We start from the raw sequence: 24164 nt of genomic DNA on the forward strand, positions 1-24164 counted from the left end.
AGTTCAAGCATTACAGCCGGTACGGGCGCACCGAGATGGCGGCCGCGTTGGGCTGCTCGGCGACGGTCGCCGAATCGTACATCTCGGTCGGTGTTGCCCTGCACACGCGACTACCCCTAGTACGGACAGCATTCGAGGCCGGGGAGATCGATCTTCCGCGAGTGCGGACGGTGTGCCGGATCCTCGACAACCTCTCCGACGAGATCGTGCGCATGGTCGAGGACGAGATCGTCGAATCCGCCCGCCGCAATTCGCCCGGTCCACTCGAGACGGAGATCTGGGACATCCTGCTGCGCGTCGCCCCGGAGGAAGCGGCAGCACTACGCGAGTTCGCGAAACGATTCCGCCATGTGTCCTACAACCCGGCCGGGGAACTGGCGCGAATCCGAGCAGAATTGACTGCACCCGAGGCCGCCGCGGCGTGGCAGCTGCTCGAGGAGATGGCCGACACSCTCTGTCCGAAAGATCCCCCGAACACCCGTTGTTGCCGTTGCGGATCGTTCTGAATCGCACTCGTGNGGTCTCGCCTTCGGCTGCGGTTCCGAGAACGACCTTGTCGAGTTGTGTCCTACAACCCGGCCGGGGAACTGGCGCGAATCCGAGCAGAATTGACTGCACCCGAGGCCGCCGCGGCGTGGCAGCTGCTCGAGGAGATGGCCGACACGCTCTGTCCGAAAGATCCCCGCGGTAAACAGGACCGGTTGTGTGATGCGTTCATGGCGAGGATGCACGGTGAACCCCGACTAACATGCCTGTGCCAACGAGAGGACTGCCCGAAAAAAGATGCAGCGTTGCCGGATCGACGGGTGCCGTTGACGATGATCACCGTCGACATCGCCACCCTCATCGGCTTGCTCGCGAACCCTGCGTATCTCGCCGGGCATGGCTCGATCGACCCGGATCTCGCACGAGAGTTGGCGCGTAACAGTCAATGGCAGGTCCTGCTCACCGACGCGGTCACTCTCGCGGAGAAGCTCGGTCTGGCGGTGCAGAACCCGGAGACCGGGGAATGGGAACGACGCAGCGGCGGCGAGAAAGCAGGAACGGCAACGGGATCCGATGCGGGAACGGTGACGGACACCGACACAGATGCAGACGCCGATGCAGGCAGAGACGCTGCTGTCGACGCAGACGCGAACTCGGCTGCAGATGCTCATGCGGCTGCTTGTCGTGATGAGGCAACGGGGTCGGCGGCGGCAGAGGATCGTTCTTCGACCGGACCGACTTCGGCCACTGCAGCTGAATCTGTACCTGGGTCGAAAAACACCTCGGCACCGGAACCAGCAGACGACGTCGCCGAGACCGAAGGGCCCGATGAGAACGGCGAGACTGCCGGGTCCGAGCAGAACGACCAGTCCTCACCCGTACCTACGGCCGACCCGTCGACAACTCCCGACCCAGACCCCGCCGAACCTCACCGCAAGCACGCAGCAACTGGCGCTCCGGCAGCGGTGACCGACCCGCTAGCGGAGGCAACGTCGGACACCGGCCCTGATGCAGCTGCATCGTCCGAACCCGTGTCGGATAAACGCTCACCTGCGCAACCGGCATCGCCGGCACCTGATGTCGCACCGAGCCGTTCGGAATCACGCTCGTCCGCAGCACCATCCGGCTCCACAACATCCAGCCCGACATCAGCCGAAGGCCCGGCACCAGGCACAGGCTCTACTGCTGCTGCGGCCAGCGACAACCGAGATCAGCGTCGCCCGCCATCACTGACCTCCGCGGCCTCTCTGTTCTGCACCCACACACCCGTCGGCAGGGGCACACGGCACAGCTCTGCCCTCGACCTGGGCTCGTCGATCCGGCCTAGCCGAACCATGCACACACCCGGCGGCATCTACCTCGGCAATGCCTCGCTGGCCGCAGCCTTGGAAGCCGCCATCGCCGCCGACCCCACCCTCGGAAGATCCGTCGGACGGGACCCACTGACCGACCGAGCCCTGATCTACCGACCCGACACCCTCACCACCGCAGCAGTCCGGCTACGTGACCGACACTGCCGCTTCCCCGGCTGCCACAGACCCGCCGACCGCTGCCAACTCGACCACGTGACCGCATTCGATCACGCCAACCCCCTCGGTGGCGGCTGGACCACCATCAACAACCTGCAATGTCTCTGCGAGTTCCACCACACCGTCAAAACCGCCGGCTACTGGACAGCGGTCATGCTCCCGGGCGGCGCGATCCTCTGGCGATCCACCTCGAAGACCACCCGAATCACACTGCCCGCCAACGGAACAGTGGTCCCCATTCTCGACAACGACCTGAGACCACACATCCCCACCAAACCCAGACGATCCGGCATCATCGCCTACCCAGACCCACCGAACCCGCCTGGCAACGAACAGTCCGAGACAGACGACACGGCAGCCCCACCGTTCTAGTCGCGCGACAGCAATCGCCCCGTTGAGGATTCCGAACCCTCGATCCATGACCGTCGCACCACACCCGACAAGCCCAGTCGATCGTACGCAGTCACCGGATTACGGTGGTACAGCTGCGCGACGTCCACGGTGAACTTCTCGTCGGGTACGAACACCACAAGGTCTGCAGCGCAACCGACCTCGATGCGTCCGCGATCAGTCATACCCACCTGATCGGCCGTATTGGTAGCCATCCACCGCACGATGTCGGTCAGTGCGCAACCGCGTGATCGTGCCTCGGTCCACACCGCAGCCAGCGACACCTGCAGCGACGCTATCCCGCCCCACGCGTCACCGAAGTCTCCGGTGTCAAACCTCTTCAGGGCTGGAGTGCAGGGGGAGTGGTCTGTGACGATGGTGTCGATCGTGCCGTCGTGCAAACCCTGCCACAGCGCCTCTCGATTTCCGGCCTCGCGAATCGGCGGGCAACACTTGAACTGCGTCGCCCCTGCAGGCACGGCCTCGGCGTCGAAACACAGGTAATGCGGGCAGGTTTCGACTGTCACCCGCACCCCGTCACGCTTCGCCGCCGCGATCATCGGCAAGGCATCCGCGCTCGACAGATGCAGAATGTGCACCCGACACCCCGTCTGGCGAGACAACTCGATCACCTGCTCGATGGCCCGATTCTCGGCCGCCCGCGGACGCGATTCCAGGAATCCCGAGTACTCACGGCCCGCTGCGGACGGAGCCTCGGCGATGAGCTCGGCGTTCTCCGCGTGCACGATCATCAGCCCGTCGAACGACGCGATCTCGATGAGAGCCTTCTCCAGTTCCGAAATCGTCAGCGGCGGAAACTCGTCCACGCCCGAGGCGAGCAGGAAGCACTTGAATCCGAACACTCCCGCATCGTGCAGTGGACGCAGCTGATCGACGTTTCCGGGAACTGCACCGCCCCAGAATCCGACGTTGATCACCGACTTCTCGGCCGCCACCCGGCGCTTGATCTCCAGAGAGGCAACATCCACCGTCGGAGGAATGCTGTTGAGCGGCATATCGACAATGGTCGTGATGCCACCCGCCGCGGCCGCCCGGGTAGCGCTGGCAAACCCCTCCCACTCGGTTCGCCCCGGCTCGTTTACGTGCACGTGAGTATCGACCAGCCCGGGCAGCAACACCTCGTCCGGCCCGAGCTCGACCACCGTCGCGCCAGATACCGAAGCGTCGATGGGGTCGATCGCTACGATCCGGCCGTCCGAGACAGACACAGTCGCCGCCACCTCCTGCCCACCGATCACCGCACGAGCAGCACGAAGAACCAGTTCAGACTGCACTGGAGACACTCTGGAGCTCGGCGGACTTCCACGCGACATCTGCCGCGTCGAGGGCATCGGCGTCGAGCTCGCCGAACAATCGCAACCGAGACAAACCGCCGTCGGGGTACACGTCGAGCCTGAGGTGTGTGTACGCCTCCGCCTCGTTGAGCAGGAAGCGATGACGGGTATCGGGCTGCACGGCTGTTCGGGGAAGAATCTCGGTCCACGCCGTCGGATCCGTGATGTGTCGGCGACGACAATCGATGGCGCTGAGGCGAACCCACCCCGGCGCGTTACCGACGTAGTAGCTCGTATCGACCTCGACGTGCCGGGGTGCGCCCGGTGCCGCGAGTGCGAAGACCGCGTAGTCGTTGCCGCCGTTGCGACGACGGGAGTTCTCCCAGCCCTCACCCATGTTCCGGGCCCGTCCGGGCAGGATGATGTTGGCGGGGGACGAATAGAAAGCATCCGAGCAATCGGTGAGCCGCGCACCGTTCTCGGCCGCGAGCAGGTCGATGGTGCCGGCGAGGAATCGAGGATCCTGCACGACTTCGCCGTGCACGCGGAATCGAGCCACTCCGCCGTCGGGGTAGATGCACAGGCGTACATGCGTCCACCGGTGCCGATCCGACACCTCGTACGTATTTGCTGTATCACCCACTGCCGCAGACTTGTTTACGATGGTGTGCCACTCCGCCTTCAGCACATCGTCGAGGGATGGGTAGCCCTCGATCGACGCAGCTTCGATGGACACGAACGGCGGGTAGTTGCCGGTGAAGTGTGCGGTGTCGACCACCACGCCGTGCACGATGCCCGGTGCGCCGAGACGTACGATCGCCCAGTCGTGCCCACCCTCGTCACGACGACGTCGAGTCTCCCACCCGTCGTACACCTTTCCCTTGTGGCCGAAATCGGCGGGATCGAACAGCGGAGCGTCGGGCTTGATCAGGTTCTCGCGCTGGGCGAACAGTTCGTCGTTCGCGGCCGAGACGCTGCCGCCGAGTGCCCGCGACGCGAGATCGGTCAACGAGGTGAAGTGCGTGGTGCTCATGAAATTCCTTCCAAAAGTTCTGTGGTGGCCAACGTTCGGCCTACCTCGTGTAAGAGCCTGGCTGCGTCGCGCATGGAGATTCGACGGTCCGGCTCGAGATCGGACAATGCATAGGAGGCAACGATCCCGTGAGTGCGCAGCCGGTCCAAGCCGACGACGCTGCGTCCCGCCACGGTGATCACCGGAACACCCGCTTCGCGTGCTGCGTGCGCGACACCGATCGGTGCCTTGCCGTAGAGGCTCTGCTCGTCCAGCGAGCCTTCACCGGTAACGACCAGATCGGCCGACGCCAGAGCGCTGCCGAAGTCGATCAGCTCGAGCACGGTGGCGATACCGGGCTTGGCAATCGCACCGAGCACAGCGATGGCACCGAACGCCGTGCCACCTGCCGCACCCGTGCCGGCGAGACCGCTGACATCCCGTCCGATTGCGTTGCGCACCAGGTGCGCCCACTGCCGCATTCCGTGTTCGAGGTACAGCAGATCCTGCGGTCCGGCACCCTTCTGTGGCCCGTAGACCGCCGCCGCTCCGGTCGAACCGAGCAACGGGTTGTCGACATCGCAGGCCAATTCGATCACCGCATCCCGAGCCGACGGCACCAGACCAGACACATCCAGCTGTACCGCGCCCCGCAATGCCCCTCCACCGCGCGCGACGTCGTTGCCGTCGGCATCGAGGATGCGTGCCCCCAGCGCCGTCAGCATGCCCGCGCCGCCGTCGGTGGATGCGCTGCCCCCGAGCCCGACGACGATTCGGCCCGCACCTGCCCCGAGCGCATGCGCGATGACAGTGCCAAGGCCGAATGTGCTCGCTCCCAGCGCATCCGGGATACCACCGGGCAGGAGCTCGAGCCCGACCGCCGAGGCGAGTTCGACGACGGCAGTATCACCGCGACGGGCATACGAGGTATCGACCGGCTCACCGGTCGGCCCCGAGCACGTGACGGCCACCCGATCCCACCCGGCGGTGACGGCAGCATCGACGGTGCCGTCACCCCCATCGGCGACGGGTAGGCACACCGTCTCGAGTGACGGGTCTACCGCGACCAGACCGTCGGCCAACGCCCGAGCGACCTCGGCCGCGGACAGTGAACCCTTGAACTTGTCGGGAGCCAGCAGAATTCGCGTCATCTCTAGTCCAGCAGGAGCAGCGCGGTAGGCGCGTCGGCCGAGGTGTTCGCCAGTTCCTCGAATTCACCGACGTTGTCGATCTCGGTACCCATCGAGATGTTGGTGACCCGCTCCAGAATGATCTCCACGACGACGGGAACCTTGTGCTCGTTGGCCAGAGTCCTGGCCCGCACGAGCGCCTCACCGATGAGCTCGGGCTCGGTGACGCGGAGCGCTTTGCAGCCCAGCCCTTCTGCTACCTGCACGTGGTCGACGCCATAGCCCTTGGGGATGCCGGGCTGAGCGTCCAAGGTGTCCTGGTGGTTGATGTTGTCGAATCCCAACTGCACGCAGAAGTCCATGTCGAACGCGCGCTGCGCCTGCCGGATCAGCCCCAGGTACGAGTTGTTCACCACCACGTGTACATACGGCAGATTGAACTGCGCACCGACAGCCAGTTCCTCGATCATGAACTGGAAGTCGTAGTCACCGGACAGCGCAACGACATTCGCACTCGGATCGGCAGCGACCGCACCCAGTGCCGCGGGGATCGTCCAGCCGAGCGGGCCGGCCTGCCCGCAGTTGATCCAGTTGCGAGGGGAGTAGACGTGCAGGAACTGACCGCCCGCGATCTGCGAGAGCCCGATGGTGCTGATGTAGCGGGTATCGCGATCGAAGACCTTGTTCATCTCCTCGTACACGCGCTGTGGCTTGATCGGCACGTTGTCGAAGTGGGTACGCCGATGCATCGTGCGCTTGCGGGTTGCGCAGTCGTCGACCCAACCGGACAGATTACGCAGAGACCCTGCAGCACGACGCTCTTCGGCGACGGCGACGAACTGCTCGAGAGCCGCCTTGGCGTCGGAGATGATGCCGTAGTCCGGCGCGAAGACGCGTCCGATCTGGGTCGGTTCGATATCGACGTGGACGAACTTCCGCCCCTTGCGGTACGTGTCGAGTCCACCGGTATGCCTGTTGGCCCAACGGTTTCCGATGCCGAGCACGAAGTCCGAGGCCAGCAGCGTTGCGTTGCCGTATCGGTGCGCGGTCTGCAGACCGACCATTCCCGCGGCGAGGCGGTGATCGTCCGGGATGGTGCCCCAGCCCATCAGCGTCGGGATGACGGGAACGTCGAGGATCTCGGCGAGCTGCACGAGCAAGTCCGAGGCATCCGCGTTGATGATGCCGCCGCCGGCCACGATCAGCGGGCGCTCGGCGGCCAGGAGCATGTCGATGGCCTTCTCGGCCTGAGCGCGCGAGGCGACGGGCTTGTGCACGGGCAGCGACTGGTAGGTGTCGGGATCGAAGTCGATCTCGGCCAGCTGCACGTCGATAGGCAGATCGATCAGCACCGGACCGGGGCGACCGGAGCGCATCAGGTGAAACGCCTGAGCGAAGGCACCGGGAACCTGGGCCGGCTCGAGCACCGTCATCGCCATCTTGGTGACGGGTGCCGCGATCGACGCGATGTCGACGGCCTGGAAGTCCTCCTTGTGCAGCCGCGCCACCGGAGCCTGGCCGGTGATGGCGAGGATCGGAATCGAGTCGGCCATGGCCGAATACAGCCCGGTGATCATGTCGGTTCCGGCCGGACCGGAGGTACCGATACAGATGCCGATGTTTCCCGGGGCCGCACGGGTGAACCCCTCTGCCATGTGCGATGCACCTTCGACGTGGCGGGCCAGCACGTGGCGGATACCGCCGTGATTGCGCATTGCCGCGTAGAACGGGTTGATGGCAGCACCGGGTAGGCCGAATGCGGTTGTTGCACCTTCGAGTTCGAGAATCTTCACTGCGGCATCGGCCGCGCGCATTCTGGGCATGTCAGTTGTCCTTGTTTGTGATCGGGGAGCCCGAGAGGCGAGCGACACCGCGGTACAGTGCCGAATGATCCAGTCCACCATCGCCGTTGGCGCGGGCCGAGGCCATCAGCTGTGCCAGCACCGCACCCATCGGAATCACGACGCCCGCTTCCCGCGCAGCCGAGGTGACGATGCCGAGATCCTTGTGGTGCAGATCGATGCGGAAGCCGGGCTCGAACGAGCGGTCCAACATCTTCTGCGCCTTCTGGTTCAGGACGGCCGAACCCGCGAGGCCGCCGCCGAGAACCTCCACCGACGCGGCCAGATCGACTCCGTAGGCCTCGAGGAACGCGATCGCCTCCGCCAGCACCTGAATGTTGCCGGCCACGATCAACTGGTTGGCCGCCTTGACCGTCTGCCCTGATCCACTCGGACCCACATGCACGACGGTCTTACCGACGACATCGAGAATTGGCTTGGCCGTGGCGAAGTCGTCCGCACTGCCACCGACCATGATCGACAGAGTCGCGTTCTCGGCACCGGCCTGGCCACCGGAGACCGGGGCGTCGAGGATACGGAACCCGCGCGCGGACGCGTCGGCGGCCAACGTGGCAGTGACGTCGGGACGGATGCTGGAGAAGTCGATGATCAGCGCGTCGCGTCGAGCATTGTCGAACACTCCGCCCTCACCGGCGAGAACGTCCTGGACGTCGGGAGAGTCGGGGACCATGATCGCGATGACGTCGGCGTCGTGGACGGCCTTGGCGATCGAATCTGCCGCGGTACCGCCGGCTTCGACGAGGGGGCCGGTGCGATCGGGCGTCAGGTTGTAGCCGACCACCTGGTGGCCGGCCTTGGCGAGGTGAACGGACATGGGGCTGCCCATGATCCCGAGGCCGATGAATGCAATGGTGCTCATGGGAATCCTTACTTGGAGGTAGTGGCGAGACCTAGCCAGGAGAACGTGTCCTGACGCGTGGCCTTGTATTCGAGTCCGACGTAGCCGTCGTAACCGCGTGTTGCCAGACCGGTGAGCTGTCCGCCGAGATCGAGGCTGCCGGTTCCCGGCTCACCGCGGCCCGGGGAGTCGGCGATCTGCACGTGTCCGATCAGTTCGTGGTGCGCGTCGAGTGCGGCCGGAACGTCCTCTCCATTGACGGCGAGGTGGTAAAGGTCCGCGAGCAGGCGCAGGTTGTGTACGTCCTGCTCACGGGCGACACGCCTGATGGTCGCGACGGCACCGGCAGCGGACTTCAACGGATACGCGGGTGCGCCGCTGACGGGCTCCACCAGCACGACGCCGCCGATCTTCGCTGCAGCTCGGCCTGCGGCGGCCAGGTTCTCGATGGCGACCTCGTCTTGATCAAGCGGATCCACACCGTCGATGCGGTTCCCGTACAGGGCATTGAAGGCCCGGGTGCCCAGCTGCTCACCGATCCCGACGGTGACGTCGATGTTGTCGCGGAACGCCTGCACCTGCGCCGGATCGGAGAGAATTCCGCGATCCCCGGCGGGCATGTCCCCCGCGGCGAAGTTGAGGCCGGTCAGCTGTACGCCCGCATCCCGGACGGACGACACGAACGCATCGACGTCGGCATCGGACGGGACCGGGTTCGAGAACGGCCACCAGAATTCCACGGCGTCGAAGCCGGCATCTTTGGCGCGCTGCGCGCGATCGAGCAGGGGCACATCGGTGAAGAGAATGGAACAGTTGACGGTGTAGTGGAGTCGTGAGTCACCAAAGGGGTTCATGCGCAGTGCCTTTCAGTTCTGAGGTTGCGGCAGTCCGCGGTATCGACGCCAGCTGCCGGCGTAGGTGATGTCGGTCAGCTCGTCCGGTTGCGCGTCGAGCACCCCGGGGCGGAGGCCGACGCCGAGGACGGAACGCCCGTCCTCGAGCGCAACCACGGTGAGCTCGAGCTCCGGCGGTTCGTCCGGGAGGAATGCCGTACGGATGTCGTCGAGCGGAATGTCGTACAGCTCGCCCTCGATGGCCGCACCGGCAGTGTGGTCGAGCAGCAGGGCCGGGAACTCGTCCCGCACCGAGAAGAAGCGGTAGTTCGGGGTGGTGCGCACTGTCCCCACGAACGGGTGGGACGAGACGTTGTGGTGCAGGCTGCCGCCGCGCATGGCACCGCCGTTGCAGAAGAGCTCCGTCATGTAGTCGTTCCTTTCGGCGTCGAGCGAACGATCGAAAATCCGTATTGCGGAATAGTAATTCCGTTTGTCTGATCGAGTGTGGCGTGCACCACGTGGTCCTGTCAAGACCCGAGGTAGGCCCGTGCGCCCAATACCGCGCTGCCGCAACATGACAGCGCCCTTCGGCAACGCGGCACACATCGACCCTTGACAGCAGTTGTGATCGGTGTCACGCTCGTTCAGTGGAATCAACATTTCGTAATGCGGAATCACAAACCCGACGTCTCGACGCGGCGACCGAACTGAACAACGCACCCGAGGCCGACGCTGCTCGAATACTGTCGCTCTGCCTGGACGTCCCCCGTTGGGTCGACGAGGTTCTTCGGCACCGACCGTTCGTCGACGACCGGGCCCTTCGCCACGCCATCACCCACGCCGCATCACCACTGACGGCCGACGAAGTACACCGAGCACTTGCGGTGCATCCCCGCATCGGCGAACGGCCGGAGGGTGACGACGCCGGCGCACGGCATGCGAGCACCGAGCAAGCCGGCGTGGACGTGTCGGACGAGAGCGTCGAACATCGCCTGCGAGCGGGGAATCTGGCCTACGAGAGGTGCTTCGGGCAGGTCTTTCTGATCAGGGCGGCCGGCCGTGATGCCGACGCTGTTCTGAAGGCTCTGGACAGTCGACTCGGCAACGACCCGCAGACCGAAGCGGCCGTCGTCGAGCACGAACTTCGAGAGATCGCGGCAGTGCGCGCAACAGGAAGCCTGGGCGAATGACGAGCCATGTCACCGCCCATGTACTCGACGCAGCGAGAGGTATTCCAGCACAGGGACTCTCGATCGAGCTGGCCGATGCCGACGGCAGCTCGGTGGCGCGGGCCGTCACCGACGAACAGGGCAGAGTCTCCTCACTCGGGCCGAGTGAGCTGATGCCCGGGACCTACCGCCTCACCTTCGCAACCGGTGCGTACTTCGCGGCGCAGAACACCGAATGCTTCCACCCCGAGGTGGTCGTCACGTTCGAGATCACCGCACCCGACCAGCACTACCACATCCCACTTCTGTTGAGCCCGTTCGCTTTCACCACCTATCGAGGGAGCTAGAAACAATGACCATCGTGCTCGGAGCAAACCAGTACGGCAAGGCCGAATGCAGGCTCGTCCGCATCGACCGCGAGACGCCCCGCCACCGGATCACCGACGTCAGCGTCACCTCCCAATTGCGCGGCGACCTCGACGCTGTCCACATCGAAGGCGACAATGCACACGTCGTTGCCACCGACACCCAAAAGAACACCGTCTACGCCTTCGCCCGCGACGGCATCGGCGCGATCGAGAACTTCGCACTCCGGCTCGGCACGCACTTCACCGGCAACTTCGACTGGATCACCGGTGGACGCTGGGAGATCGAGCAGTACCAGTGGTCGCGTATCGCGAACGGTGAAGACGGCTACGACCATTCCTTCGTCAAGGCGAGTGATGAGAAGCGGAACACGATCGTCACCATCGACGGTGACGACGTTTCGATCGTCTCCGGAGTCAGCGACCTCGTCGTCCTCAACTCCACGGCGTCGGAGTTCTGGGGTTACCCGAAAGACCGCTACACCACGCTGAAGGAAACCACGGACCGAATTCTGGCCACCTCGGTCAGTGCCCGCTGGCGCTACCTCACCACCGAGCTGGATTTCGACAAGACCTTCGACGACGTCCGTTCGATCATGCTCGACGCCTTCGCCTCCACTCACTCTCTTGCGTTGCAGCAGAGCCTGTTCCAGATGGGCAAGCAGGTTCTCGAAGCCCACCCTGAGATCGGCGAGATCAAGTTCTCGATGCCCAACATCCACCACTTCCTCGTCAACCTCGAGCCGTTCGGACTCGACAACCCCGGCGAGGTCTTCTATGTCGCGGATCGCCCCTACGGTCTGATCGAGGCCACGGTGGAACGCGACGATGCCCCGGACGCAGGCCGCGCCTGGGATACCGTGCCCGGATTCTGCTAGGAGCGAGCCGACATGAAGCTGACGAAACGCACCTCGACCAAGACTCATGCGCCGCACGACCCCGCCCGTCCCGAGGACGAGCGGTTGTCGATCGGCAGGTCGTACGTCTACGGATTGCAACACATCCTGACGATGTACGGCGGCGTCATCGCGCCACCTCTGATCGTCGGCGGCGCAGCGGGATTGACGGGCACCGAGATCGCACTGCTGGTCTCGGCTGCGTTGTTCGTCAGTGGAGCGGCCACCTTGCTGCAGACACTCGGAGTGCCCTACTTCGGGGCCAAGCTGCCGCTGGTGCAGGGTATTTCGTTTGCGTCGGTGTCGACGATGGTGGCAATCGCGAGCGGTCCGGGCGGACTGAACTCGGTGTTCGGAGCCATCATCGCCGCCGGCGCGATCGGCATCCTCATCACCCCGTTCTTCAGCAAGATCGTTCGCTTCTTCCCGCCGGTGGTGACCGGCACGATCATCACCGTCATCGGCATCTCGCTACTGCCTGTTGCGGTTCGGTGGGCCATGGGCGGCAATCAGCAGGCCGCCGACTGGGGTTCGATGTCCAACATCGGTCTGGCGGCGTTCAGCCTCGTGGTGGTTCTGCTCGTCAGCCGGCTCGTACAGGGCACCCTCTCGCGCCTGTCGATCCTCATCGGGATCATCGTCGGTACGCTGTTCGCGGTCCTGGTCGGCAAGGCCGATTTCTCCGGCGTGAGCGACGGTGCCATCTTCAGCTTCCCCGAACCGTTCGCGTTCGGAGCACCGACGTTCCAGGTCGCGGCCATCATGTCGATGGTGGTCGTCATCCTGGTGATCATGACCGAGACCACCGCCGACATCCTGGCCGTCGGTGAAATCGTGGGCACCGACGTCGATGCTCGACGCGTCGGCGACGGCCTGAGAGCAGACATGGTCGCCACCACCATCGCTCCCGTGTTCGGCACATTCCCGGCCAGTGCGTTCGCCCAGAACGTCGGGCTCGTGGCCGTCACCGGGATCAAGAGTCGCTATGTCGTCGCCGCCGGCGGCTCGGTGCTGCTCTTCCTCGGCCTCTTCCCCGTCCTCGGGCTCGTGGTGGCGTCGGTGCCGCTGCCGGTACTCGGCGGCGCGGGCATCGTGCTGTTCGGCTCGGTGGCGGCAAGCGGCATCCGGACGCTGTCGAAGGTGGAGTTCGACGGCAACCTCAACCTCGTCATCGTCGCGGTGGCCATCGGGTTCGGTGTCATTCCCATCGCCGTGCCCGGCTTCTACGCAGCGTTCCCCGACTGGGTCCACGTGGTTCTCGACTCCGGCATCAGCGCCGCGAGCATCGTGGCCGTCGTGCTGAACATCCTGTTCAACGTCATCACGAAGGGCCAGAAGCCCTCGCCCTCGGTCGTGACCGCTGCACCGCCGGTGGCGACGCGGCATCACCAGTAGAGTTCTTCGGGACGGGTACGACTACGAGGGTGCGAGGTGGACTGTGGCGGCAGGTGGTGGGGTGCAGTCCGTGGAGCGCGCGTTCGAGCTGCTCGACATCATGGCCGCCTCCGGTGGATCCATCGGAATCAGCGAACTGGCCGAGGCGACCGATCTGCCGATGCCGACGGTGCACCGACTGATCGGCACGCTGGTCTCCCTGGGCTACGTCAGACGCTTGCCGTCGCGCCGATATGCATTGGGCACCAAGCTCATTCGATTGGGCGACAGTGCCTCCAAGCTCATCGGCGGATGGGCCAAGCCCTACCTCGCAGAGCTGGTCCGGATCACCCACGAAACGTCCAACATGGCATTTCTCGAGGACGACATGGCGGTGTACGTCGCGCAGGTGCCGTCGGAGCATGCGATGCGGATGTTCAACGAGGTCGGTCAGCGCGTGTTGCCGCATTCCACCGGCGTCGGCAAGGCACTGCTGTCGCAGTTGGACGACGATGCCGTCCGTGCGATCGTCGGCCGTCTCGGTATGACTCCCCGGACCGTCAACACCATCACCACCCTCGACGCGTTGCTCGCCGATCTCGCGCTGATCCGCGAACGCGGTTACGCGATCGACGACGGCGAACAGGAGGTGGGGGTGAGGTGCTTCGCCGTCCCAGTACTCGGCGCTCCGACGCTCACGGCGATGTCCATCGCCGGGCCCTCGGCGCGGGTGACCCTCGAATCGGCCGAACAGTTCGTACCCCTGCTGATCTCGGCGGCCGAGCGACTCGCAAAAGACCTCGCGAGCAACGTTCCAGCTCCCTAATCCGTCAACACCTTGGCGTCGCGAGCGAAGGACTGCACTTCCTCGGTCAACCACACGTGCGCCGGAACTGCCCCGCCGAGTAGTTCGCGGGCCAATGCTGGCGAATCCCCGATCGGGACGTCACTGCCGGCGATGATGATGTTGCCGTAACGCCTGCCCTTGAGCATCGCCGGATCCGCGACGATCGCCGTGTGCGGAAAGATACTTCCGATGGTCGACGCCTCCTGCTTCGCGAGCGACAGGTCCCGGCGGTCACCGCAGTTGACGACGTACATGCCGCCCGGCGACAGGACGCGTCGGACATGGGTGGTGAACTCCGCGGTGAGCAGCGGAGCCGGAGTTGTGGCTCCCGCGAACACATCTCGCACGATCAGGTCACGACTGTTCTCACTCAAGGTCTCGGTGACCGCTCTGGCTTCGCCGACGCGGATGCGCAGCAGCGGTGCCCGCGGTAGGTCGAACCATTCGCGAACCAGCTCCGAGAGCTTGCCGTCGAGCTCCACGACCACCTGACGCGCACCGGGAAATTCTGCGGTGAACGAGCGTGCCAGCGTGCAGGCCCCACCCCCGAGGTGCAGCGCCCGCAGCGGGAAGGTCGAATCCCATTGCGCACGTACCAGTCCCGAGATCCACCGCATGTACTCGAACTCGAGCACCGTGGGGTCGTTCATGTCGATGTGCGAACTCGGAACGTCGTTGACGTTGACGACCCATCCGTCGTCCGAGAACGTGTCACGCACCAATTCACAGGTGCCCGAATCGATCTCGAACACACCGGGTTGCAGAGAGCCCGCGGACGCCGTCGCCCGCTTCCTACCCATTCCCGGATCCCTCGAGCCGAAAGTCCTCGAAATCGAACCCGGGAGTGACGATGCAGCTGACCAGGCTCGGTTCGTCGCCCACCGGCTGCGCCCGCTGCCACACCGACGGCGGCACGATCTGCTGCGGAGATTCGGGCGCAACCAACAGTGAGGTCACATCACTCGGTGCGTCCCCTGCGCCGCCGAGGTCCAGCTGCACCGGACTACCTCGGTGGTGCAGCCACATCTCGGTGCCACGAACGGTGTGCCAGGCCGACTGCTGACCGGGCATGAGCAGGAACAGAATTGCCGTCCCTGCCGCACGTGGCCCCGGGTAGCCGTCGGGCAGAAATGCCTGTGGGATCGTCACGTCGCTGCGCCACGTCTCGCGAAACCAACCGCCCTCGGGGTGGGGTGCAAGATCCAGGCTCTGAGCCCAGTCGGGCAGCGACGTCATGGACGCAACCTTAATCCGTGGCGACCTGGACCCGGAAGCGATCCCGTCCGGTGTGCAGGCTCCACAGCTGCTCGGCGAGAGCCTCGGGGCTCTTCTTCGGATCCTTGCCGTCGATGGCACCGCCGATGATCAACTGCGACACCTGGATTCCCTCCGCTGCCAACTCCTCGTTGAGCAGCTGCGCGTACGCGGCTTGGCCGGCGAACGCGATGGACGTGCCGGTGACCGTACGACCGGGCTTGACTGCGGAGCCACCGTTGACGAACAGGATGGTGCCTTTGTTCTCACCGAGAAACCGCATTCCCGGAAGCACCTGGTGGACGGCAGCGATCGGTCCGTAGATGGAGAACTCGACCGGCCCGACCATGTCTGCCGGCGTGGTCTCGAGGACGGGCCGCATGAAGTCCTTCTGCGGGAGCGGGCTGTACTGCAGCACCTCGATGGGGCCGAGTGTTTCGGTCACCTGTTCCAAGGCTGCGGCGATCGAGGCCGGATCGCGCACATCGGCGACGAACCCCTTGGCGGAGATGCCGTCGGCCGCGAGCTGATCTGCAAGTGCGTCCACACGGGACTGGTTGCGGGAGATCAGGCCGACCGAGAAGCCTTGTGCGCCGAACTTACGCGCCACTGCTGCACCGAGACCTGCACCTGCTCCGACTATTGCTATCGATGTCATGTCGAGTGCAAGGACCGACGATCCTCGGCTATTCCGACGACCGCCTCGAGCAGGGCCTCCGCACTCCCGTGCAACCCGGTGACGTCCGCGGTCCAGCCGAGCACCCGCAGGGCGGCCTCGGCGATCCCCGCTGCATCCACCGTCGGGTCGCGGCGGCCGTTCTCCCGGTCTGCACGCGCGTTCACCACGGTTTCCACCAGGCGAAACGGCAGGTCTTCCGTGCCTTGACGACGCTCGGAGTCGAGCTGAACCAACGTGTCCGACGCGATGGCCGCATACAGGCTCATCAACGTGTATCGATGGTCGCGGAAGGTCTCGAAGCGCTCGCTACGCAGCTCGGGTAGCAGGTACAGCGCGCCGAGGTTCCAGGTGGACGCGGCGAGCTGCCCGGCGTCGAAGTAGGCGAGCGCATACATCTGGGTCGACGCTTCGGCCTCAGAATCGCGGATGCGCTGCGCAACAGCCAACGGCGCGTCGACGGTGCCGCTCAGGAGTGCGTCGAGGATGTCGTCCTTGGTCGCGAAGTGGTGATAGAGCGAGGCCTGACGCAGTCCGACGGCGTCGGCGATGACGCGAGTCGAGGTGTTGGTGAAGCCGCGCGTGGTGAACAGCTCGGCTGCAGCGTCGAGAATCTCCTCGCGGGCGGTGTCTCCTGCCCGCTTCTTTGTGCTCAACCTCGGTCTGCCTGCGCCGGTCATGGCCCCATCTTGTCAGCTCGACGTGACGGTGAGATTTCTGTCATCTGATCGAAATAGACGAAACGAGCTTGTTTCACGACGGTCACCGTCCGGGAACGGCGGCGCCGAAAACTATCAACTGACAGAAACCCGCCTCGGCGATGCAGCGGGCGGTCACTCACCACCCACCTCGCCCGTAGGAGAGAACATGAGCTCGACAACACTGCCGGCCCCGGGCTCGGGTTCGGAACCGACGTCCACCACCGACCATTCGGATCTGGCGGCCCTCGGCTACGACCAGCAGCTGCACCGCAGCCTCGGCAAGTATGCGTCGTTCGCCGCCGGCTTCTCGTTCGTCTCGATCCTCACCACCATCTTCCAGCTCTTCGGCCTCGGCTTCAGCTTCGGCGGCCCGGCCTTCTTCCTCACCTGGCCGCTGGTGTTCCTCGGCCAGTTCATGGTGGCCCTCAACTTCGCCGAACTCGCGGCCCGCTACCCCATCTCGGGCGCGATCTACCACTGGTCCCGGCGCATGGGCGGTGAGCTGGTCGGGTGGTTCGCCGGCTGGTTCATGATCATCGCGCAGATCGTCACCGCCTCCGCCGCCGCCATTGCATTGCAGGTCGTGCTCCCCAGCATCTGGAGTGGATTCCAGCTGATCGGTGACGACACCGCGCTCACCTCGTCGAGCGGAGCAGCGAATGCCGTTGTGCTGGGCTCGATTCTGCTGGTACTCACCACCACCATCAACTGCATCGGCGTGAACTGGATGTCGCGCATCAACAGCATCGGCGTCACCTGCGAGATCGTCGGCGTCATCGCACTGGTACTGGTGTTCTTCACCCACGCCGAGCGCGGACCGCAGGTCGTCTTCGATACCGGCAGTGCCGGAGCAGATCCCGGTTACATCGGAGCCTGGATCGTCTCGGGCCTGATGGCCGCCTACGTCATGGTCGGCTTCGGCTCGGCAGGCGAACTCGCCGAGGAAACCCGCAATCCCCGACGCGTCGCACCACGCACCATCCGCCTCGCCCTCTCGGCATCGGCACTCGGAGGCGGTCTGATGATCGTCGGCGCACTGATGGCCGCACCGAGCCTCACCGACGGTGAGCTTGCGACGCAGGGACTTCCGTACGTCATCGACTCGATCCTCACCTCCCCATGGGGCAAGGTCCTGCTCATCGACGTCGCCATCGCCGTGTTCATCTGCACCCTCGCCATCCAGACCGCGGCCTCACGGCTGATGTTCTCCATGGCCCGTGACGGTCGACTGCCCGCGTCCGCTGCCCTGGCAAAGGTCAACTCACGCACCGGGACCCCCATCGCACCCTCGGTGCTCATCGGCCTCGCCTGCGTGGCGATCCTGGCCGTCAACGTCGGTAACTCCGCGATCTTCACCACGTTGTCGAGCGTGTGCATCGTGCTGATCTACCTCGCCTACATGATGGTCACCGTCCCGCTGCTGATCCAGCGACTCAAAGGATGGCCGCACGGCGGGATCATGCACGACGCCGACGGCGAGAAGCTCTTCACCCTCGGCCGCCTCGGCCTGCCCGTCAACATCGCCGCAGTTCTCTACGGCGGCCTAATGGTGATCAACTTGTCGTGGCCGCGAGCCGAGATCTTCGACCCCACCGGCGAATTCCCACTGCTGCGGTGGGCCGCACCTTTGACCGTCCTCGCAGTGATCGTCGTCGGTATCGCCTGCCTGCCCCACGGCAAAGACCACCCCAAGCCAGTCACGATCGGAGCCTGAACCATGAGCACGGCAACAACGTATTCCGCCAAGGAACACGCACGATCCCAGGCGACCGTCGCGCCCGCACCCACCGCACCGGAGGGCATCACGGAGCTCACCTGGGCCGAATCGGTTCCCGGCGGCAGCTACACCACCAAGGTTCTCGCTCGCGGAACCCGGCTACGCCTCGTCGATGTCGACGGCGCAGCCTGCGCCAACCTGCTGCTCTATCGCGTCGACGCGCCGTGGGAACGGCTCAACACCGCCGATACCGTCAAAGTTCCGTGGCAGGCCTATCTGAGCGCAGGGCATCCGCTGCTCTCCGATCAGGGCCGCGTGCTGGCCACCATCGTCGACGACACCTCCGGCCACCACGACGCACTGTGCGGCACCACGTCCTCGTCGACGAACACCGCGAAATACGGAGAGAGCGGACCACATTCGTCGGCACCGGCAGGGCGTGAACTGTTCACCCTCGCCGCCGCCAAGCACGGACTGGAACCGCGGGATGTCGCGCCGTCCCTGTCGTTCTTCCACGGCGTCACCGTCGCCGCGGACGGGAGCCTCGTCAGCACCGGCTCGGCCGGACCGGGCCGCTCGGTGGATCTGCTGATCCACCTGCCGGTGATCGTGTTGCTCGCGAACACTGCTCACCCGCTGGACCCCAGCCCGGAGTACCCCACGACAACGCTCGACGTACTGGCCTGGAAGGCACCCGAAGAGCTACTCGCCCTGGCCAACACCGAACCGGAATACCAGCGCGCAGTGCTGAACACCGAGAACGCATGGAAGGCAGCGCAATGACCGCCAGCACCCTCGAGACCACGATCGTGCGAGACGAGATCGCCCCCGCGTTCGGGCCGTGGTCCGCCGTCGTCGAAGCAGGTGACATCCTGACCATCGTCGACCTCTACGGCAATCAGGCCGTCGACACCCTGTTGTACGGCGCACACGACCACTCGCTCCGGTACTCCGCAGCCGCCACGGTCACAGCGCAACAGAACCTGTTTCTCACCACCGGTACCGTTCTGCGCAGCGATGATTCGACTCCGCTGATGACGATCGTCGAGGATGAGGTCGGCAATCACGACACCGTCGGCGGCGCCTGCTCCAAGGAATCGAACACCCTGCGTTACGGCCACCACACCCAACACCAACACGCGTGCGTCGAGAACTTCCTCATCGAGGGTTCCAAGTGGGGTCTCGGTAAGCGAGACCTCGCCCCCAACATCAACTTCTTCATGAACGTCCCCGTCGATGCCGACGGCACGCTCGGCATCGTCGACGGCCTCTCGGCCCCCGGCAAGAAGCTCCGGCTGCGCGCCGAGATCGACACGTTGGTGCTGGTCTCGAACTGCCCGCAGATCAACAACCCGTGCAACGGATTCGACCCCACCGCGGTGCAGATGATCGTGACGCGAGAGTCGGCTCGGGCATGAACGCGGTGAATTCGACAGCGGCCAAGATGACCGTCCAGCGGCCCGGCATGCTCACCACGGTGCAGGACTGGCCGGGACGCGTCGGCTACTGGAAGGTGGGCGTACCGCCGTCGGGGCCGATGGACGATCTGTCGTTCCGGCTCGGCAACACCGCGCTCGGCAACCCCGAGGGTGCACCGGGACTCGAATCGACCATGGCAGGGCCGGCATTGACGTTCGACGCCGACACCTACGTCTGCGTCACCGGTGCCGCGGTGCCGGTGCGCATCGACGGAAACTCGGTACCGCAGTGGCGACCCGTGCTGGTCCCCGCCGGTGCAAAGCTGGACGTGGGCACCACCACCGGGCACGGGCTACGGGTGTACGTACTGATCCAGGGCGGCCTCGACGTCGACGATTACCTGGGCAGCGCAGCAACATTCACGCTCGGTAAGTTCGGCGGGCATCTCGGCGGCATCCTGGGCGAGGGCGACATCATCGGGTTGGCCGGCCGATCGGACAACTCCGCCGTCCTCGGACCGATCCCGATGGAACACCTGCCGGTGCATACGTCCGCCTGGGACATCGCCGTCACCGAGGGCCCGCACGGCGCACCCGAGTTCTTCACCCGCGAGGACATCGATACCCTCTACGCCACCCGCTACGAGGTGCACTTCAACTCAGACCGCACCGGAGTCCGGCTGATCGGCCCCAAGCCACAGTGGGCTCGCGCCGACGGCGGCGAGGCCGGACTGCACCCGTCGAACATCCACGACAACGCCTACAGCGTCGGTGCATTGGACTTCACGGGTGACACGCCGATCCTGCTCGGTCCCGACGGCCCGAGTCTCGGCGGATTCGTCTGTCCTGTCACCGTTGTCGCGGCCGAACGCTGGAAGCTCGGCCAACTGCGCCCCGGCGACACCATCCGATTCGTTCCGGTCCGGGCCGCAGCCACCGCGCCGCTGGGATCACTCGGCCTCGCCCGGCGCGCCTCACTGCCCGCGGTGTTCTCTGCCGGCGGCGACGGCGACGACGGCGTCATCGCTCGGCGCGACGCCGACACGTGCGTCACCTACCGCCGGTCGGGCGACGACAACGTGCTCGTCGAGTACGGCGACATGAAGCTCGACCTCACTCTGCGAGCACGAGTGCACGCGTTGCACCAGCGGGTCGAGGCGATCGCACCCCGTGGCCTGCTGGATCTGACACCGGGCATCCGGTCGCTGCAGGTCAAGGTGAATCCCGATGTGCTGTCCATCGATTCGTTGATGGGCCTACTGGCCGAGGTCGAGGACGATCTGCCCGCAGCCTCGGAACTCGTGGTGCCCAGCCGCCAGGTTCGGCTGCCGCTGTCGTGGGACGACCCGTCGACCAGAGAAGCGATCCAGCGTTACATGCACGGCGTGCGTGCCGACGCCCCGTGGTGTCCCTGGAACATCGAATTCATCCGGCGGATGAACGGACTCGATTCTGTCGCAGACGTTTTCGATACAGTGTTCGCGGCCGACTACATGGTGCTCGGACTCGGCGACGTGTATCTCGGCGCTCCGGTGGCGACGCCGCTGGATCCACGACACCGCCTGGTGACGACGAAGTACAACCCGGCCCGCACGTGGACGCCGGAGAACGCCGTCGGCATCGGCGGTGCGTATCTGTGCATCTACGGTATGGAAGGCCCCGGCGGGTACCAGTTCGTCGGCCGGACCACGCAGGTGTGGAACCACAGTGCCGCGTACAGCGGTGGTCCATTCGAGGAGGGCACACCCTGGCTGTTGCGGTTCTTCGACAGGATCTCCTGGTACTCCGTCGAACCCGAGGAGCTGATGGACCTGCGCGCCGATCTGGCGGCCGGCCGCGGCGGTGGAGTGGAGATCACCGACGGTGAGTTCTCACTCGCCGAGCACGAGAACTTTCTCGAGACCAATTCCGAGTCCATTGCCGCGTTCCGCGCGACCCAGTCCGTCGCGTTCGGAGCAGAGCGAGACGCATGGTCGGCCGCCGGAGAATTCGACAAGAGAGGCAAGATCGATGCTGCCTGAGGTACGAGAACGAGTTCTGCAGGCCTACAAACGAATCGCCGAGGTCGACCGCCCCGAGGTGTGGATCACCCTGCGCGACGAGAACGACGTGTTGGCCGAGGCCACGGCGCTCGAACGTGCCCTCGAGGCAGGCGCAGATCTACCCCTCGCCGGCACACTCGTGGCGGTCAAGGACAACATCGACGTGGCGGGGTTACCCACCACCGCGGCCTGCCCCGAATTCGCCTACACGCCCACAGAGTCCGCCCCTGCCATCGAGCGACTCACGAGCCAGGGCGCACTGATACTCGGCAAGACCAACCTGGACCAGTTCGCCACCGGACTGGTCGGCACCCGGAGTCCCTATGGACCGGTGCGCTGCGCCTGGGACCCGGCTCTGGTCTCGGGAGGCTCGAGCTCCGGCTCTGCTGCGGCCGTAGCACTGGGTATCGCGGACATCGGAATCGGTACCGACACAGCCGGTTCGGGACGAGTCCCCGCCGCATTTCACGGCCTGGTGGGCATCAAGACCTCGCTGGGAATCGTACCGAACACCGGGGTGGTGCCCGCGTGCGCCGACTACGACTGCGTCACCGTGCTCGCTCACGATCTCGACAGAGCCACGGCGGCCATGAAGGTGATGGCCGGCCCTACCGAGACCGATCCACGCAGCCGGGCCTGGCCCGCCGACGTGCGACTGGCCGCGTCGCCGGAACCCCGGGTCGCCGTTCCGCGCACCGAAGATCTGGTGTCACTGAGCCCGGCGTACCGTCGGGCATTCGAGGCGACGGTCGCGGGCCTGAACAAGAAAGGCTTCACCTACGTCGAGGTCGACATCTCGGGGCTACTCGATGCGGCGACGCTTCTCTACGACGGAGCCATTGTGGCGCAGCGCTATTCGGCTGTCGGGACCTTCCTCGACACCGCACCGGCCGGGGCTGACCCCACGGTGGCCGCGATCGTCGGATCGGCGGCGGGGCCGTCGGCGCACCGATACGTGGACGATCTCGGCACCCTCGCTGCCGTGAAAGCCGCGGCCCGCGAACTGCTGCGCGACGTCGACGGTCTGCTGCTGCCCACCACCACCGAGCACCCGACCATCGCTGCGGTGCAATCGGATCCGCTGGGCATCAATCGTCGCCTCGGTACGTTCACCAACTTCTGCAACCTGCTCGACATGGCCGCGGTGGCCGTTCCCGGTGCTCCGACGCCGGACGGCCATCCGTTCGGAGTCATGTTCGTCGTTCCCGCGTTCGAGGATCAGATCGCCATCGATCTGGCTGCTCGGCTGAGCGAAACGCAGGCACCCTCGCTGATCGACGACGGCATCGAGGTTCTGGCCGTGGGAGCACACCTGCGCGGATTTCCCGTGCACCACCAGTTGACCGAACGCGGAGCGCGATTCAGTGGTGAGGTGACGACGTCCGCGGACTATCGGCTCGTGGATCTGCACACCACGCCGCCCAAGCCCGGTCTGGTGCGGCGGGAAGGCGAGGGGGCACCCATTTCCGGCGAGCTGTACCGGATGTCCGCTGCCGCGCTCGGCACCTTCCTCGCCGGGTTGCCCGCGCCGATGGGGCTGGGTCCGGTCGAGTTGTCGGACGGTCGCTGGGTCACCGGGTTCTGCTGCGCGCATGATGCGGCCGACAGAGGGACCGACATCACCGAGTACGGCGGTTGGCGCGCCTACCGCTCAGGCGGGAACGGGCCTGCCGCCGTCGGTGGCGACCCGGACCGCGAGTAGCCCGAGCACCGTGCCCATGAGGTAGCGCTGCATCTTCAGCCAGGTGGGCCGGACGGCAAGGAACCTGGCGATCGATCCGGCCAGCACCACGATCAGCAGGTTGACCGCGACCGCCACGGCGATCTGCACACCGCCGAGCGTGAAGCCCTGCAGCAGAAGGTGACCGGCCGCGGGATCGACGAACTGCGGGATGACGGAGATGTACATGATCGCGATCTTCGGGTTCAGCAGGTTGGTCACCAGACCCATCGTGAACAGCCGGCGCGTCGAATCCTGTTGCAGCTGAGTCGGTTCGAACGCCGACACGGAGCCCCGCAGCGCCTGCACGGCCAACCAGGCGAGGTAGGCAGCGCCCGCGAGCTTGACCACCGTGTACAACGCAGGCACGGCCGTGAACACCGCTGCCAGTCCGAGATTGGTGGCCGTCAGATAGACGAGGAAGCCCACAGCCACACCCGCGAGCGACACCATTCCCGCGCGCCTGCCCTGCGAAATACTGCGCGAGACGAGGTAGATCATGTTGGGCCCCGGCGTCATTACCAAGGCGAGAGCCACCGCGAACACCCCGATTACAGCGGAATACGAGACCATGATGTCGAGCATGGGCGAGCGGGGCCGACGGTTC

The 24164-nt window shown here is 65.5% G+C and carries 24 protein-coding genes; 12 read left to right on the top strand and 12 right to left on the bottom strand.

Annotation, left to right across the window (positions count from 1 at the left end; genetic code table 11):
- Window positions 1-506, top strand: a 506-nt coding sequence (locus ASG84_RS17105; protein WP_156399578.1) for a DUF222 domain-containing protein, incomplete at its 5' end; no start/stop codon positions are given.
- 102 nt (window positions 507-608) lie between these two features.
- Window positions 609-2387, top strand: a complete 1779-nt coding sequence (locus ASG84_RS17110; RefSeq protein ID WP_235581710.1) for a hypothetical protein — start codon at window positions 609-611, stop codon at window positions 2385-2387.
- Here ASG84_RS17110 and allB read toward each other — a convergent pair.
- The 7 genes from allB to ASG84_RS17145 are packed head-to-tail and all read right to left on the bottom strand — an operon-like array spanning window position 2384 to window position 9804.
- Window positions 2384-3739: an allantoinase AllB gene (gene allB / locus ASG84_RS17115; protein WP_057478235.1), complete on the bottom strand. Its 1356-nt coding sequence runs from the start codon at window positions 3737-3739 to the stop codon at window positions 2384-2386. The genes ASG84_RS17110 and allB overlap by 4 nt on opposite strands.
- Window positions 3690-4733 carry an allantoicase gene (gene alc, locus ASG84_RS17120; protein WP_057478236.1) on the bottom strand — a complete coding sequence of 348 codons (1044 nt, stop codon included), beginning with the start codon at window positions 4731-4733 and terminating at the stop codon, window positions 3690-3692. The genes allB and alc overlap by 50 nt, the downstream gene beginning before the upstream one ends.
- Window positions 4730-5863, bottom strand: coding sequence for a glycerate kinase (locus ASG84_RS17125; protein WP_057478237.1), 1134 nt, complete (start codon window positions 5861-5863; stop codon window positions 4730-4732). The genes alc and ASG84_RS17125 overlap by 4 nt, the downstream gene beginning before the upstream one ends.
- A gap of 2 nt (window positions 5864-5865) precedes the next feature.
- Window positions 5866-7665: a glyoxylate carboligase gene (gcl, locus tag ASG84_RS17130; RefSeq protein WP_057478238.1), complete on the bottom strand. Its 1800-nt coding sequence runs from the start codon at window positions 7663-7665 to the stop codon at window positions 5866-5868.
- 1 nt (window position 7666) lies between these two features.
- Window positions 7667-8563 (bottom strand): 2-hydroxy-3-oxopropionate reductase, encoded by an 897-nt coding sequence (locus tag ASG84_RS17135; RefSeq protein ID WP_057478239.1) that lies wholly within the window; start codon window positions 8561-8563, stop codon window positions 7667-7669.
- Window positions 8564-8571: 8 nt separating this feature from the next.
- The gene (locus ASG84_RS17140) at window positions 8572-9396 is read right to left on the bottom strand and encodes a hydroxypyruvate isomerase family protein (protein WP_057478240.1); all 825 of its coding nucleotides are present in this window, start codon (window positions 9394-9396) and stop codon (window positions 8572-8574) included.
- Between the two features lie 12 nt (window positions 9397-9408).
- A complete protein-coding gene (locus ASG84_RS17145; protein WP_032385160.1) occupies window positions 9409-9804 on the bottom strand; it encodes an allophanate hydrolase-related protein in 396 nt (131 codons plus the stop codon).
- 221 nt (window positions 9805-10025) lie between these two features.
- Between ASG84_RS17145 and uraD the strand changes: the two genes are divergently transcribed.
- From uraD to ASG84_RS17170, 5 genes are read left to right on the top strand one after another with little or no spacing between them, the layout of a single operon-like run.
- Entirely contained in the window at window positions 10026-10568 is a 543-nt protein-coding gene (gene uraD, locus ASG84_RS17150) for a 2-oxo-4-hydroxy-4-carboxy-5-ureidoimidazoline decarboxylase (RefSeq protein WP_057478241.1), read from the top strand.
- Window positions 10565-10894 (top strand): hydroxyisourate hydrolase, encoded by a 330-nt coding sequence (gene uraH, locus ASG84_RS17155; protein ID WP_057478242.1) that lies wholly within the window; start codon window positions 10565-10567, stop codon window positions 10892-10894. The genes uraD and uraH overlap by 4 nt, the downstream gene beginning before the upstream one ends.
- Before the next feature lie 5 nt (window positions 10895-10899).
- A complete protein-coding gene (gene pucL, locus ASG84_RS17160; RefSeq protein ID WP_057478243.1) occupies window positions 10900-11790 on the top strand; it encodes a factor-independent urate hydroxylase in 891 nt (296 codons plus the stop codon).
- Window positions 11791-11802: 12 nt separating this feature from the next.
- The gene (locus tag ASG84_RS17165) at window positions 11803-13203 is read left to right on the top strand and encodes a nucleobase:cation symporter-2 family protein (RefSeq protein WP_082521056.1); all 1401 of its coding nucleotides are present in this window, start codon (window positions 11803-11805) and stop codon (window positions 13201-13203) included.
- Between the two features lie 43 nt (window positions 13204-13246).
- Window positions 13247-14008 carry an IclR family transcriptional regulator gene (locus tag ASG84_RS17170; protein ID WP_057478244.1) on the top strand — a complete coding sequence of 254 codons (762 nt, stop codon included), beginning with the start codon at window positions 13247-13249 and terminating at the stop codon, window positions 14006-14008.
- Here the strand turns inward: ASG84_RS17170 and ASG84_RS17175 are convergent.
- The 4 genes from ASG84_RS17175 to ASG84_RS17190 are packed head-to-tail and all read right to left on the bottom strand — an operon-like array spanning window position 14005 to window position 16639.
- Window positions 14005-14829 (bottom strand): spermidine synthase, encoded by an 825-nt coding sequence (locus ASG84_RS17175; RefSeq protein ID WP_057478245.1) that lies wholly within the window; start codon window positions 14827-14829, stop codon window positions 14005-14007. The genes ASG84_RS17170 and ASG84_RS17175 overlap by 4 nt on opposite strands.
- The gene (locus ASG84_RS17180) at window positions 14822-15265 is read right to left on the bottom strand and encodes a cupin domain-containing protein (protein ID WP_057478246.1); all 444 of its coding nucleotides are present in this window, start codon (window positions 15263-15265) and stop codon (window positions 14822-14824) included. The genes ASG84_RS17175 and ASG84_RS17180 overlap by 8 nt, the downstream gene beginning before the upstream one ends.
- 10 nt (window positions 15266-15275) lie before the next feature.
- Window positions 15276-15941, bottom strand: a complete 666-nt coding sequence (locus tag ASG84_RS17185) for an SDR family NAD(P)-dependent oxidoreductase (protein WP_057478247.1) — start codon at window positions 15939-15941, stop codon at window positions 15276-15278.
- Window positions 15938-16639, bottom strand: a complete 702-nt coding sequence (locus ASG84_RS17190; RefSeq protein ID WP_057478248.1) for a TetR/AcrR family transcriptional regulator — start codon at window positions 16637-16639, stop codon at window positions 15938-15940. Before ASG84_RS17190 ends, ASG84_RS17185 begins: the two co-directional genes overlap by 4 nt.
- A gap of 187 nt (window positions 16640-16826) precedes the next feature.
- Here ASG84_RS17190 and ASG84_RS17195 point away from each other — a divergent pair, with 187 nt between their 5' ends.
- The 5 genes from ASG84_RS17195 to atzF are packed head-to-tail and all read left to right on the top strand — an operon-like array spanning window position 16827 to window position 23539.
- A complete protein-coding gene (locus tag ASG84_RS17195) occupies window positions 16827-18374 on the top strand; it encodes an amino acid permease (RefSeq protein WP_057478249.1) in 1548 nt (515 codons plus the stop codon).
- Window positions 18375-18377: 3 nt separating this feature from the next.
- Window positions 18378-19160, top strand: coding sequence for an urea amidolyase associated protein UAAP1 (locus ASG84_RS17200; RefSeq protein WP_057478250.1), 783 nt, complete (start codon window positions 18378-18380; stop codon window positions 19158-19160).
- Window positions 19157-19795, top strand: a complete 639-nt coding sequence (locus tag ASG84_RS17205; RefSeq protein WP_057478251.1) for an urea amidolyase associated protein UAAP2 — start codon at window positions 19157-19159, stop codon at window positions 19793-19795. Before ASG84_RS17200 ends, ASG84_RS17205 begins: the two co-directional genes overlap by 4 nt.
- The gene (locus tag ASG84_RS17210; protein ID WP_057478252.1) at window positions 19792-21816 is read left to right on the top strand and encodes a 5-oxoprolinase/urea amidolyase family protein; all 2025 of its coding nucleotides are present in this window, start codon (window positions 19792-19794) and stop codon (window positions 21814-21816) included. Before ASG84_RS17205 ends, ASG84_RS17210 begins: the two co-directional genes overlap by 4 nt.
- On the top strand, window positions 21806-23539 hold the full coding sequence (gene atzF / locus ASG84_RS17215; protein ID WP_057478253.1) for an allophanate hydrolase: 1734 nt from the start codon (window positions 21806-21808) through the stop codon (window positions 23537-23539). The genes ASG84_RS17210 and atzF overlap by 11 nt, the downstream gene beginning before the upstream one ends.
- Here atzF and ASG84_RS17220 read toward each other — a convergent pair.
- A complete protein-coding gene (locus tag ASG84_RS17220) occupies window positions 23489-24130 on the bottom strand; it encodes a LysE family translocator (RefSeq protein ID WP_057478464.1) in 642 nt (213 codons plus the stop codon). The two genes, atzF and ASG84_RS17220, sit on opposite strands and share 51 nt — an antisense overlap.
- Between the last annotated feature and the right edge of the window lie 34 nt (window positions 24131-24164).

This window comes from Rhodococcus sp. Leaf278 (assembly GCF_001426085.1).
Lineage (GTDB): Bacteria > Actinomycetota > Actinomycetes > Mycobacteriales > Mycobacteriaceae > Rhodococcoides.